This window comes from Microbispora sp. KK1-11 (assembly GCF_006874435.1).
GTDB classification, from domain to species: Bacteria; Actinomycetota; Actinomycetes; order Streptosporangiales; family Streptosporangiaceae; genus Microbispora; species Microbispora catharanthi.
The window spans coordinates 41,405-54,930 of record NZ_VIRJ01000036.1; the positions used below are offsets into that span (position 1 = coordinate 41,405).

Genomic DNA, 13,526 nt, shown 5'->3' on the forward strand with positions numbered 1-13,526 from the left:
GGGCAGCTCGCGGCCCGACGGCGTGCGGAGATCGGGCGCGTTCGACTGGGGCTTACTGGCCGGCTTGCTCACGCGGATGCGACGTGCCATCGAAATCCCTCCAAGTCCCCTACGAGCCGTTTCACGGGCCCTCTGACCAGCACGCTGGCACGCGGATATGGCCGCCACAACGGCCGCGCACCCTAATGACCAGGCCGGATGACGGAAGGGGCAGACGGCCTACAACTTTGGTTACGCCGGAGTGCTACGAAAATTCACACCTGCGCGTAGGCGAAGCTCGGCGCGCGGCTCGGCCCGCGCCGCAGGTAGGTCCACCAGGTGAGCCCGGCGAGCAGCACGTAGGAGCCGACGAAGATCCACAGGGCGGGCAGCGACCACCCCGCGTGCTCCTGGGCGACGCGGGCGGCGGCGGCGCCGGTCATGCCCTTCATCGCGCTCGCCGCGTCGAGGCTCGCCAGGCGGAACACCTGCTGGATCAGGAACCCGCCGAACGCGCCGATCGCCCCGGCGATGCCGATCACGGCCGCGGCCCTGCGCTTGTAGTCCGTCGCCGTCAGCGCCGGGTCGAGGCCGCGCCTGGCCGCCTCCCTGCGCCCCAGCTCGCCGAAGATCACCGGAATCATCCGGTAGGTCGAGCCGTTGCCCACCCCGGAGCAGGCGAAGACGACCAGGTAGGCGCAGAAGAACAGGCCGAAGTCGTGGCGGATCACCCCCGCCGCCGCCGCGACGGTCGCCACGACCATCCCGGCGAACACGGCCAGCGTGACCCGGGCCCCGCCGTACCGGTCGGACAGCCGGCCTCCGAACGGCCGGGCGACCGACCCGGCCAGCGCTCCGACGAAGCCGAGCCCGGCGAGGTAGTCGCGCACGAACGGATGCTGGGCGAGGAACTCCGGGAACGTCGTCCTGATCACCAGCGGCAGCGCGAAGGAGAACCCGATGAACGAGCCGAACGTGCCGACATAGAGCAGCGACACGATCCAGGTCTGCCCGTGCCGCAGCGCCGCGGCGTACGACCGGGGGTCGGCCTTGGCCTCGGCGAGGCTGTCCATGAACAGCCAGGCGCCGAGCCCGGCCACCACGATGAACGGCATCCAGACCAGGCCGGCGTACGCGAGGTGGACCTGCGTGCCCGACGCCGCCACGGGCACGCCGGCGACGACCACCAGCGGCACCAGGAGCTGGACGACCGCGACGCCGAGGTTGCCGCCGGCCGCGTTGAGGCCGAGTGCGAAGCCCTTGCGCCGCTCGGGATAGAAGAACGAGATGTTGGCCATGGAGGAGGAGAAGTTGCCGCCGCCGACGCCGGCCACGGCGGCGCAGGCGAGCAGGACCCAGAACCTCGTGTCGTGGTCCTGTGCGGCCAGCCAGCCGCTCGGCACGACGAACGCCAGCAGCGACGACGGGACCAGCAGCAGTGCCGCCGACATCGTCGTCCACACCCGGCCGCCGAAGCGCGGCACCGCGAACGTGTACGGGATCCGGATCGCCGCGCCCACCAGGTTGGGCGCGGAGACGAGCCAGAACGACTCCGACACGCTCATCGGCAGCCCGGCGGCGGGCAGGCTCAGCACCACCACCGACCACAGCACCCAGATCGCGAAGCCCAGGTGCTCGGTGAAGACCGACAGGATCAGGTTGCGCCTGGCCACCCGCCGGCCGGTGGTCTCCCAGAACTCCTCGTCCTCCGGGTTCCAGTGCTCGATCCATCCGCGGCCGCGCCGGGCGGCCGCCCTCGTTCCGCTCATGGGCAACTCCTCGTCAGCGTGGTAGGGGTCGGGGTATCAGGACTGGGCATGCGCCGTCCCCGCGGCTTCCGCCTTCTCCGATTGGGCGAGCCAGCGGGCGATGCCGCACACCGTGTCGGTGCAGGTGCCGCAGCCCGTGGTCGCCCGGGTCGCGGAGGCGAGGGCGGTCAGGTCACGGGCTCCGGACCGCCACGCGGCGACCAGCTTGTCCTTGCTGACCGCGTTACAGCGGCACACCACGCTCGTTCCGGGCAGCTCCGCCGCGTTCCCGCCGCCGGGGGCCGCGCCCTCGCCGTACGGCATGGCCCGGCCGAGCAGCAGCGCGAGCCGGTCGGGCGGCACGGGCAGGCCGCGGTCGTAGAACTGGGTGATCGCGGCGGCGGCGTCGGGCACGCCGAGCGCGATGGCCCCCGCGACCCGCTCGTCGCGGACGACGAGCTTGGCGTAGCGGCCCCGGGCCGGCTCGCTCAGCCACAGCACCTCGGCTCGCGGGTCGTCCGGCGCGGCGTGCACGTCGCCGAGCGAGGCCAGGTCCACCCCGCTCGCCTTGAGCCGGGTCACCACCTTCGTGCCGCGGTAGGGCGACCGCGTGCCGGTGAGCAGCGCGGCCAGCGCGGCGGCCTGCTCCCAGGCGGGCTGCACGAGTCCGGGGACCGTGCCGGGATGCCGGGCGCAGTCGCCGATCGCGTGGATCCACGGGTCGCTCGTGCGCAGCTCGTCGTCCACCAGCACGCCGCCGTCGACGTCGAGCCCGGCCGCCCACGCCTGCGCGGTCTGCGGGCGCACTCCTGCCGCCACGACGACGAGGTCGGCCTCGACCAGCCGGCCGTCGTCCAGCTTCAGCCCGTCGCCGGGCAGGTAGCGGGCCGCCCGCGAGTTCAGCAGCACCCGCACGCCGAGGCCGCGCAGGACCTGGGCGAGCACCTGGCCCGCGCCGTCGTCGAGCTGGCGCTCCATCAGGTGGCCTCTCGGATGGACGACGGTGACCTCGTTGCCGCGCGCCGCCAGGCCCCTGGCCGCCTCCAGCCCGAGCAGGCCGCCGCCGAGCACGGCCACCCGCACGCCGCCGCGCGCTCCTGCCGCGATCGCGGCGCAGTCGTCCAGCGTGCGGAACGTCGTCACGCCGGGGGCGAGCTCGCCGTCGTCGCCGATCAGCCCCTCGACGGGCGGCACCCACGCGCGGGCGCCGGTGGCCAGCACGAGCACGTCGTAGCCGACCAGCGTGCCGTCGTCGAGCGTGACGCGGCGCCCGTCGCGGTCGATCGAGACGACCTCGCGGCCCCGCCGCACCTCCACGCCGTGCGCGACGGCCCAGCCCTCCTCCTGCAGCCGCACCGACTCGGCGGACATCGCGCCCGCCAGCACGTTGGACAGCAGGACCCGGTTGTACGGCGGGTGCGGCTCGTCCCCGATCGCGACGATCGCGACGCGCTCTCCCGCCGGGTCCCTGCGGCGGATCTCCTCCGCCAGCCGGGCGCCGGCCATGCCGTAGCCGGCGATCACGACCCTGGTTTTCACTGCGCCTCCCGTTCACCCGCCGGCGACAGCCGTACGGCGCAGACCTTGAATTCGGGCATCCGGCTGACGGGATCGAGCGCCGGATTCGTCACGAGGTTGGCGCGCTGGGCGCCCGGGAAGTGGAACGGCAGGAAGACCACGTCGGGCCGCATCGACGGCACGCAGCGCACCGTCGCGAGGACCCGCCCGCGCCTGCCGACGACCGCCGCCGCCGCGCCGTCGCTCAGCCCGGCCCGCCGCGCGGTGTCCGGGTGCACCTCGACGTACGCCTCGGGCACGGCCGCGCGCAGTTCCTCCACCCGGCGGGTCTGCGCGCCCGACTGGTAGTGCTGGAGCACCCGCCCGGTGATCGCGTACAGGGGGAACTCCTCGTCCGGCGGCTCGGCCGGCCCTTTGTGGTCCACGGCGGCGAACCTGGCCCGCCCGTCGGGATGGGCGAACCGGTCCAGGAACAGCCGCGGCGTCCCCTGATGTCCCGGCGTTCGCGGCACAGGCCAGTGGAGTCGTTCCCCGGCGCGCAGCCGGTCCCAGGTCACGCCGGAGTAGTCGGCGGGGCCGCCCTCCGACGCGGCCCGCAGCTCCGTGAAGACCGTCTCGGGGTCGGTGGGGAAGCGCTCGGGCGGCTGCCCGAGCCGTACGGCCAGATCGTGCAGGACCTCCAGGTCGGTGCGCACCCCGGGCGGCGGGGCCAGCGCGCGGCGGCGCAGCAGCACACGTCCTTCGAGGTTGGTCAGCGTGCCGTCCTCCTCCGCCCACTGGGTGATCGGCAGCACCACGTCGGCGGCCCTGGCGGTCTCCGACAGCACGATGTCGGCGACCACGAGAAGGTCGAGCGCGGCCAGCCGGTCGGCCACCCGGGCCGAATGCGGCGCCGACACGACCGGGTTGCTGCCGAAGACCAGAAGCGCGGACGGGCCGTCCGGGGTGCCGAGCGCGTCGAGCAGTTCGAACGCCGAACGTCCCGGGCCGGGCAACGCGGACGGCTCGACCCCCCACACCCGCGCCACGTGCGCGCGGGCCGCCGGGTCGTCGATCCGCCGGTAGCCGGGCAGCTGGTCGGCCTTCTGCCCGTGCTCGCGCCCGCCCTGCCCGTTGCCCTGGCCGGTCAGGCAGCCCCAGCCCGAGCCGCGGCGGCCGGGCAGGCCCAGCGCGAGCGCCAGGTTGATCCAGGCCCCGACCGTGTCCACGCCCGTGGCGTGCTGCTCCGCCCCCCGGGCGGTCAGCACGTAGGCGCTCGCGGCCTCGGCCAGGATCGCGGCGGCCCTGCGCTGGTCGGCGGCGGCGACACCGGTCACCCGCTCCACCCGCTCGGGCCACCAGGCGGCGGCCACCCGCCATGCCTCGTCGAAACCCGTCGTGCGATCGGCGACGTACGCGTGGTCGAGACGGCCGTCGGCCACGGCGGCGTGCAGGATGCCGAGCGCCAGCGCGAGGTCGGTGCCCGGGGCCGGCGCGAGGTGCAGCGCCGCGCGCTCGGCCGTCGGGGTGCGCCGGGGATCGACCACGATCAGCCCTCCGGCGTCCATGGCGCGGCGCAGGTGGGACAGGAACGGCGGCATCGTCTCCGCCGGGTTGGCCCCGGCGAGCAGCACCGCGTCCGCGCCCTCCAGGTCGGCCAGGGGGAACGGCAGCCCCCGGTCGAGGCCGAAGGCGCGGTGCGCCGCGGCCGCCGCCGACGACATGCAGAACCTGCCGTTGTAGTCCACTTGGGAGGTGCCGAGCGCCACCCGGGCGAACTTGCCGAGCAGATATGCCTTCTCGTTGGTGAGCCCGCCGCCGCCGAAGACCGCGACGGCGTCCGGCCCGCGTTCCGCGGCGATCTCCTTGATCCTGCGGGCGACCAGGCCGAGAGCCTCGTCCCAGCTCGCCGGGCGCAGGGTCCCGCCGTCCCGGACGAGCGGAGTGGTGAGCCGGGCCGGCGAGCCGAGCAGGGCCGCGGCGGTCCAGCCCTTCTGGCACAGTCCGCCGGCGGACGGGTCGCGGGGCCGCACCCGCACCGAGGCGCGGCCCGCCGGGCTGAGGGTCATGCCGCACTGCAACGCGCAGTACGGGCAGTGTGTGTCGACAGTGGCGCCGGCGGCGGTGCCGTCGGCACCGACAGCGGCGTCCGCCGGGCGCGTGCTCGTCGCCGCGCGCATCGCTCCACCTCCTCGACCGGCACTCGTACGCAGCCGGGCCGGTCTAGACGACGTCGGGGGTGAGGGCGTCGTGGATCTCGGAGTAGTCGGCTGCCGGGGCCGGGGCCAGCCGGCGGCCGACGCCGAGCGCGAGCATCTCCAGCCGGCTCATCAGCCGGGCGAAGTCCTCGGGGAGCAGCGCCTGCTTGCCGTCGCACAGCGCCTGCTCGGGCTGGACGTGCACGTCGATCAGCAGGGCGTCCGCGCCCGCCGCCACGGCGGCCAGCGTGAGCGGCTCGATGAGCTCGGGGATGCCGAGGGAGTGGCTGGGGTCGACCATCACCGGCAGGTGGGTGCGCCGCTTCAGCAGCGCCACAGCCGACAGGTCGAGCGTGAAGCGGGTGGCCCCCTCGAACGTCCTGATCCCCCGCTCGCACAGCACGACCTGGTCGTTGCCCTCGGCGAGGATGTACTCGGCGGCGGTGAGCAGTTCGTCGACCGTGCAGCCGAAGCCGCGCTTGAGCACGGCCGGCATGCCGCTGCGGCCCACCTCGGTCAGCAGCTCGAAGTTCTGCATGTTGCGGGTGCCGATCTGGAAGCCGTCGATCACCTCGGCCATCCGGTCGACGTGCCGGGGGTCGACCACCTCGGTGAGGATCGGCAGGCCGGTCTCCTCCCTGGCCTGCACCAGCAGGTCCAGGCCCGCCCACTTGAGGCCCTGGAAGGAGTACGGCGTGGTGCGCGGCTTGAACGCGCCGCCGCGCAGGCCGACCGCGCCGTGCCTGGCGACGGCCCTGGCCGTGGACATCATCTGTCCGGGGTTCTCGACCGCGCAGGGTCCGGCGAAGACGGCGATGTCCCCGTCCCCGACCACGGCGGAGCCGATGGTCACGGCGGTGCCCGAGGGGAACAGCTCGCGCCGGCCGAGCCGGAAGCCGCCGCTCGCCCGTGCCGTCTGCCGGGGCCGGGGCAGGTCGGCAGGGAGGGGAAGCAGGGCGCCGGGCCCCTGGGCCACCATCACGTCCGCCCCGCCCAGCCGGTACGTCGTGACCGTGGTGCCGGTGGAGTCGAAGTGCTGGGCCCACCCGGTGATGCCGGACGGATCGATGGTCGGGTCGAACACCAGCAACAGCTCGGCGTCAGTCATGGCAATTCTCCACATCCGTGTGGTCGGGTCGGAGTGTCGTCTGCGTGTGCGCCGCCGGACCGGGCCTGGGGGGGAACCTCCGGCCCGGCGGCGCGGATCGGGTGCGGATCGCCGTTGATCCGCGTGCGGATCGCGGAATCGGGGGGCGTCGGCCGGCGCGGGATCAGACGAAGACGTCGGTGAGGATCGTGCCGAGCTGCCTGCCGCTGTTCTCCCGGATGTAGGTGGACAGCGAGCTGTACTTCTCCCGCAGCCGGCGCTTGAGGACCTTGCCGGTGACGCCGACCGGGAAGTCCTCCTCGCTCCGGGCGACCTCCAGCATGGTCAGCTCAGGGTGGCCGGCGGCCTTCAGCTTCTCGTTCGCCTCGTTGAGCAGCTTCTGCGCGTCCGGCCTGGCGGCGCTGGACGTCACGACCGCCACCGGGACCGTGCGGCCGCGGTGGATGCCCGCCACCACGGCGCAGTCGAGGACCTCGGGCAGGTCGTTGAGCAGCAGCTCCTCCATGAAGACCGAGTAGCCGGTGCCGGTCGGTGTCTCGATCGCGTCCACCGCGCGGTCGACCTGGAAGTAGTTGCCCGCCTCGTCGCGGTAGGCCATGTCGCCGGTCAGCCAGTAGCCCGACAGCTTGCTGCGGTAGGTGGTGTCGGAGTCGCTCCAGTATCCGGCGGTGATCGCCGGGCCCTTCGCGCCGAGCAGCCCGACCTCGTTGACGTCGGCGATCGTGCCGTCCCTGCGCAGCACGGCGACCTCGGCGACGCCGACCGGCTTGCCCACGCACCGGTCGTTGCGCTCGTCGGCCAGCGTGCGGACCTTCAGCAGCACGCCCCAGCCCAGCTCGGTGGTGCCGAGGCGGTCGAAGAACGCGGCCGGCGGCAGCGACGGGTCGCGCTTGGCCAGAATCCCCTTGATGTGCTTCTCGTGGACCGCGTCGCCGATGGAGATCCAGACGTTGACGGAGTCGATCGCCCCGTCCGGCAGGTCCGCGCCCGCCAGCTCGGCGTACGCGTGGCCGAAGGCCATGACGGTCGTCGGGCGGTACTGCTCGACGGCCTTGGCCAGCTCGGGGCCGCTGGTGTCGAACCAGGGCACGATGGGCGTGCCGCCCAGCACGGCGTACGTCGTGTAGGCGATGCAGCCGAGGTGCGACTGCGGCAGCGCGGTCATCATCACGGCGCCCGGCTGCTCGTGGTGGTCCACGAGGCGGAAGCGCGGCCCGGCCACGCACGAGCGGTGGGTCTGGATGACCGGCTTGGGCCGCCCGGTGGTGCCGGAGGAGTGCAGGATCGAGACCGGGTCCTCGCCGACGTGACGGAAGCGGGCCTCCTGCGGCAGGGCGGCGTGCGGGGGCGCGGGCAGCTCCTCGGCCACCTGCGTCCACCGCAGGCCGGGCAGCAGGTGGAACTCCTCGCCGAGGATCTCCAGGTGGGCGAGGTCGGTGTACATGCCGACCGGGTTGGTCTGGCGGCACAGCTCGGTGGCGATGTACCGCGACGCCTTGCTGTTGACCAGCACCGCCACCGCGCCGATCTGGGACAGCGCGTAGAAGTGCAGGGAGTAGGCGAAGGAGTCCTCCAGGTAGATGGCCACGCGGTCGCGGGGCCGAACGCCCTGGCGCAGGTACCACACCGACCAACTCTGGGCCAGCTCGTCCAGATCGAGCAGGCTGAACTCGGTCTGCTGCTCACCCTTGGTGTTGGTGAGCGGCCGGCCCAGGTGGATGAACGGCAGCTCCGGGTGCGGGTTGGCCTCGATGGCCTTCGTCAGCAGGTTGCCGCCGCCGAGGTCCGGGTCCGCGGCGAACCTGGCGCGCTGCTCCGGCGTGAGGACGGTCTCGTGGGAGATGGAGATGGTCATCGATCTCACCTTTCGGTCGTGACTGGAGATGACGTGCTCGTGGTGGGGCTGGGCTCGTACGGGGTCAGGGGGTGCTCGTAGGGGCTCAGCTGTAGGGGCTCAGCTGTAGGGGCTCAGCTGTAGGGGCGCAGTGCGCCGAACATCTCGGCGCAGGTGTCGCGGTAGAAGTCGAGGTCGGGGCCGAGGAGGTCGCGCAGCCCGCCCAGGGCCGCCGCGAACTCCGCCTCCCCGTCCGCCCGGCCGTCGAGGAGGCCGGCGAGGGTGCGCACGCCTTCGGCGAGGGCCTCGCGGGCGGGGGCGGCCTGCGGGTTGGCCGACTGGACGTCCCAGTAGACCTCCGGGGTGCCCGAGGCGATCCGGGCCAGCAGTGCGAGCATCGTGGCGTGCGGCGGCGGGGCGACCGCGGCCAGTTCGGCGACGCCGACGCCGAGGCTGGCCAGCGCGAGCCCGAACGACAGCACCGCCGCGTGGGTGAGCGCCTGGGTCGCCGCGGCCAGCCGGTCGTGCTCGTGCGCGCCGAGCCGTACGGCACGGCCGCCCCAGCTTTCGACCAGCCGCAGCAGCGCCCTCGTGCGGGGACCGTCGTGGAGCACGACGGCGGCGACCGGCCGTCCCGCGAAGCCGAGCGACGGGGCGAACATCGGGTTGAGACCGGCCGCCTCGACGTTCCCGGCGTGCGCCAGGATCTCGTCGGCGACCGGGCCCTTGACCGAGAGCGTGTCGGCGAGCAGCGCGCCCGGCCGCATCGCCGCGGCCACCTGCTTCACCGCCGCCAGCGCCACCTGCTCGGGCACCGCGAGCAGGACGAGGTCGGCCCGCCCGATCTCCTCGCGGAGATCGGGCCCGATGTCCGTGATGTCGCCGCGCAGGAACCTCGCCTCGCCGGGCCCCGTCTTCAGCCCGCCGGGCAGTGCCTCCCCGGCGCCGGGGTCGACGACGAGCACCTCGGCGCCGGCCCGCAGCAGGTGCTCGGCGAACAGGCCGCCCACGGCGCCCGCGCCGCCGACGACGACGCAGCGCCGCAGCAGGTCCGTCGTGTGGTCCCCGCGAGTCATCGTCAGGCCCCCACGGTCTGGGCCGCGGTGGCCAGCACCGCGGTGATCATGGCGCGGGACTTGACGACCGTCTCCTCGAACTCCTCCTCGGGGTCCGACAGGGCCACGATCGCGCCGCCGACGCCGAAGCTGACCCGGTCCCCGGTGGCGACCAGGGTGCGGATGATGATGCTGAGGTCGGTGGCCCCGCCCAGGGAGAACCAGCCGAGCGCGCCGGAGTAGGCGCCGCGCGGGCCCTCCTCCAGGCGGTCGATGATCTCCATCGTGCGGATCTTGGGAGCGCCCGTCATCGACCCGCCGGGGAAGGCGGCCCGCACACAGCTCACCACCGACTCCTCCGGGCGCAGCGTGCCGCGGATCGTGGAGACGAGCTGGTGCACCGGCGCGTACGTCTCGACGTGGAAGAGCCGGGGCACGTGCACCGACCCGACCTCGCAGACCGTGTTCAGGTCGTTGCGGATCAAGTCGACGATCATGAGGTTCTCGGCGCGGTCCTTCTCCCGGCTGAGCAGGTCGTGGCGGAGCGCCTCGTCCTCCTCCGGGGTCGCGCCGCGCGGCCGGGTGCCCTTGATCGGCTTGGACTCGGCGACCCGGTCGGGGCCGATCGTCATGAACCGCTCGGGCGAGGCGCTGAGCACCGCGACGTCGGGGAAGTCGAGCAGCGCGCCGTACGGCACCGGGCTGATGCTCCGCAGGTGGCTGTAGGTCCGCAGCGGGTCGATCTCGGCGCGGACGGTGACGGCGTTGGTGAGGCAGATCTCGTAGGACTCGCCGTGGTAGATCTCCTCCAGGCACTCGCCGATCCGGCTGAGGTAGCCCTGCTTGTCGTGCCGCATCTCCACGGCGCCGGCGATCGCCGGGTCGGTCATGCCGACTCCCGCGAACGCGACCGGCTCGGCCGGCTCGTGCCTGGGCAGGGAGAACAGCCGCGCCGCGGTCTCGTCCAGCCAGGCGAGCGCGCCGCCGTCCGTGTCCCCGTCCGCGCTTGTCGTCAGCGCGAGCAGGTAGCAGACGCGATCCACGTCGTCGAGCACGAGCATCCGGTCGGCGAACAGCAGCGCCGCGTCGGGCTCCTCGGCCTGGTGCGCGGCCTGGCCGCCCGCCTCGGCCTTGAGCTCGTAGCCCAGGTAGCCGACGTACCCGAGGTTGAAGTCGAACGGCAGGCCCTCGGGCGTCGGCACGGCACGCTCACGCAGCTGCTCGTCCAGGTACTCGAAGAACGGCTGCTCGACGCGCTGCCGCGATCCGTCGGCCCGGCGTACGGTGACCGTTCCCTCCGACACCCGGTAGGTGACGTACTCGGCGAGCGGACCGGAGCCGTCGCCCATGAACGAGAACCGCGACAGCCCCTCGATCACCGAGCTGCTGTCGAGCCAGAAGCCGTGCTCCTTGCCCGCGAACAGCTCCCGGTAGGCGCTCTCCGCGTCCGGCAGCAGCGGCAGCCTGCGCACGTGCACCCGGTAGGGCGAGCGGGCGGCGGCGGCGCGCTCCTCCCTGACCTGGCGGTGGGCCAGCGCGAGGTCGCGGAAGTTGGCCAGCAGCTCGCGGCCGTGCTCGCTGCTGATCGACTCGGGGTGGAACTGGACGCCCCAGATGGGCTCGGTGCGGTGCCGGACCCCCATGACGACGCCGTCGTCGGTCCAGGCCACGGCCTCCAGCTCGTCCGGCAGGTCGGTGGCGGCCAGCGAGTGGTAGCGCACGACCGAGAACGGCGAGGGCAGGCCGGCGAAGATGTCGGCGCCGGTGTGGCGCACCTGCGAGACGCGGCCGTGCATCGGCTGCGGCGCGTGGGTGACGGTCCCGCCGAACAGGTGGCAGATGCCCTGGTGGCCGAGGCAGACGCCGAGCACGGGCAGCCCGCTCTCGCGGATGGCCCGCGCGCTCACACCGAAGTCGCGGGCCCGCTCGGGCCGGCCAGGACCAGGGGAGATCACGACGCTGTCGAACTCGTGGATCGGCACCTGGGACCAGTCGGCGTCGTTGCGCACCACGACCGGCGGCTGCCCGTTCACCTCGCCCAGGAGCTGGTAGAGGTTGTAGGTGAACGAGTCGTAATTGTCGATCAGGATCGTTCTCATTCCGGGGTTCCTCCAAGCCGTGTCGGAATAGCCGGGTGAGCCGCCGGCGCCGCGTTCACCGAGCGGCGACATCGCCGATCACCAGGTCCTCGACCCTGCAGGTCTCCGCGATGACGAGTTCGTAGAGGCGGCGCAGGAAGTCGGGGTCGATTCCGTGGTCCTGCGCGTATCGGGCGGCCCGCCGCTGCACGATGCCGATGCGGTGGGGCTGCATCATCGGGACGTTGTGCTCGCGCTTGAAATGCGCGATTTCCACGCAGCACTCGATGCGCCTGCGCAGCGTGTCGAGCAGCGACTCGTCGATACGGTCGAGCGAGGCCCGCAGCGTCTCCAGACCGTCTTCTCCGGCGCCGTTGCCAGCCATGTGAACAGCCCTCCAATCGGGGGTGCACGGGTGTTCCGGCCCTGTCGGGCTAATTCAGGATTCGATCCGGAGCGCATTTCTCACAACCCCTAACGGCCCCACAGCACAGCCGGACAATCCGGGATGACCTCGGACTTCTCGGTACCCCCCGAGGCCGCGGGGGCGAAGAGCGGCCGGCGACCCCGGTCCACCCCTATCGGGAAACGGCTCATCCCGAACAATCGGGAAATTTGGTTGACCGTCCGAAAATGCCGGAACTAATCTCCGTTCGCGAAGTGCCTGTGAGCACGTGCGAGAAACGGCGGTGACGAAAGTGAAACCTCGAGCATTCGTACTTACCGGGTCATTCCTGGTGATCTGCCGGGCCCCTCTTTATCTGCGCGAACTGTCCCGCCGGGGGCTGCGGATCCTCGTGGTCACGCCGGCCTCCTGGCGGGAGCAGGCCCTGGCCCAGATGCGCGATCCCTCGCACCCGGCCTCGGTCATCGAGGAGGTCGCCTTCACCGACGGCGACGTCAACACGGACAACTCGTTCACCGCCGGCGTGATCTCGGGCGTACGGGCGTGGCGGGACCGCTACGACATCGCCGGCGTCTACGCGGTCGGCGAGACGCTGGTCGAGCCGACCGGCCTGCTCGCCGACGCCCTGGAGCTGCCCTCCCCCGGCCTGCGGGCCACCCGCGCCTGCCGCAGCAAATACCTCCAGCGGTGGTATCTGCCCGAGTTCAGCCCGGCCTCGATGGTCGTCCCCCCGGCCGCGCGTGCGACGTTCACCGCCGCGGACGTGTCGTTCCCCGCCGTGGTCAAGCCCGCGAGCCGGCACTCCAGCTCGGGTGTGGAGACCGTGCGCGACCCGGCCGAGCTGCGCGCCCAGCTCGACGCGTACCTGCCGCACGAGACGGTGCTGGTGGAGGAGAAGGTCGTGGGCCAGGAGTTCTCCGTGGAGAGCCTGGTGCAGGACGGCCGGCTCGTCTTCGCCTCGGTCACCCGCAAGGAGACGACCGAGTCGGGCACCCGCACCTTCGTCGAGCTGTCCCACTCGGTGCCCAACGAGCTCGACGGCGTGAACGAGATCATCCTCGACGCCAACCGGCGCATGCTCGAACGGCTGGCCTTCGCGAACGGCATCGCGCACGCCGAATGGCGCGTGGACGGCACGGGCCGGGCCTACCTGATGGAGGTGGCCGCGCGCACCCCCGGCGACGGCCTGTCGATCCTCTACTCGCTCGCGACCGGCGCCCCGATGGAGCCGGAGATCATTCGCATCGCCCTCGGGGAGCCCGCGGCCTACCCCGCGCCGCGCCGGTACGCCCGGCAGGTCTACCTGGAGCACGAGCCCGGGCGGCTCGGCGACGTGACGGTGGACTGGCCGGGGGTCTCGCCGGCCTGGGTGGGCGAGGGCGGCCTGTGGCCCGAGATCGCACCCGGCGCCCCGGACGACCCGCCCACGCTGCGCGCCGTGCTCGTGCTCAAGGACCGCGGCGCCGAGCTCGGGCCGCTGCACAGCTCGGACGACCGCGCCGTGACGTTCCTCATCGACGCGCCCACCCCGGCCGAGCTGGACGAGCTCGAAATGCGCGTACGGCACGCGGTGCGGATCCACACGCTCGAGCCCGCCGGTGCCCGGATGTAGTGAATCCCCTG

The 13,526-nt window shown here is 73.0% G+C and carries 9 protein-coding genes; 1 reads left to right on the plus strand and 8 read right to left on the minus strand.

What is annotated here, in order from left to right:
- Positions 1 to 254: 254 nt before the first annotated feature.
- From FLW16_RS36365 to FLW16_RS36400, 8 genes are all read right to left on the minus strand, one after another.
- A complete protein-coding gene (locus FLW16_RS36365; RefSeq protein ID WP_142565233.1) occupies positions 255 to 1,748 on the minus strand; it encodes an MFS transporter in 1,494 nt (497 codons plus the stop codon).
- A 36-nt stretch (positions 1,749 to 1,784) separates the two neighbouring features.
- Positions 1,785 to 3,266: an FAD-dependent oxidoreductase gene (locus tag FLW16_RS36370; protein ID WP_142565235.1), complete on the minus strand. Its 1,482-nt coding sequence runs from the start codon at positions 3,264 to 3,266 to the stop codon at positions 1,785 to 1,787.
- Complete coding sequence (locus tag FLW16_RS36375; protein ID WP_142565237.1) at positions 3,263 to 5,404, minus strand: molybdopterin oxidoreductase family protein; 2,142 nt, start codon at positions 5,402 to 5,404, stop codon at positions 3,263 to 3,265. Before FLW16_RS36375 ends, FLW16_RS36370 begins: the two co-directional genes overlap by 4 nt.
- Positions 5,405 to 5,447: 43 nt before the next feature.
- Positions 5,448 to 6,530 carry a 3-deoxy-7-phosphoheptulonate synthase gene (gene aroF, locus FLW16_RS36380; protein WP_142565239.1) on the minus strand — a complete coding sequence of 361 codons (1,083 nt, stop codon included), beginning with the start codon at positions 6,528 to 6,530 and terminating at the stop codon, positions 5,448 to 5,450.
- A gap of 163 nt (positions 6,531 to 6,693) precedes the next feature.
- Positions 6,694 to 8,385 (minus strand): class I adenylate-forming enzyme family protein, encoded by a 1,692-nt coding sequence (locus FLW16_RS36385; RefSeq protein WP_185949748.1) that lies wholly within the window; start codon positions 8,383 to 8,385, stop codon positions 6,694 to 6,696.
- Positions 8,386 to 8,498: 113 nt separating this feature from the next.
- The gene (locus FLW16_RS36390; protein ID WP_142565241.1) at positions 8,499 to 9,440 is read right to left on the minus strand and encodes a prephenate dehydrogenase/arogenate dehydrogenase family protein; all 942 of its coding nucleotides are present in this window, start codon (positions 9,438 to 9,440) and stop codon (positions 8,499 to 8,501) included.
- A 2-nt stretch (positions 9,441 to 9,442) separates the two neighbouring features.
- Entirely contained in the window at positions 9,443 to 11,518 is a 2,076-nt protein-coding gene (gene pabB / locus FLW16_RS36395; RefSeq protein ID WP_142565243.1) for an aminodeoxychorismate synthase component I, read from the minus strand.
- A 55-nt stretch (positions 11,519 to 11,573) separates the two neighbouring features.
- Positions 11,574 to 11,882, minus strand: coding sequence for a chorismate mutase family protein (locus FLW16_RS36400; RefSeq protein ID WP_030509683.1), 309 nt, complete (start codon positions 11,880 to 11,882; stop codon positions 11,574 to 11,576).
- Positions 11,883 to 12,234: 352 nt separating this feature from the next.
- Between FLW16_RS36400 and FLW16_RS36405 the strand changes: the two genes are divergently transcribed.
- Positions 12,235 to 13,515, plus strand: a complete 1,281-nt coding sequence (locus FLW16_RS36405) for an acetyl-CoA carboxylase biotin carboxylase subunit family protein (RefSeq protein WP_221891457.1) — start codon at positions 12,235 to 12,237, stop codon at positions 13,513 to 13,515.
- Positions 13,516 to 13,526 lie beyond the last annotated feature (11 nt).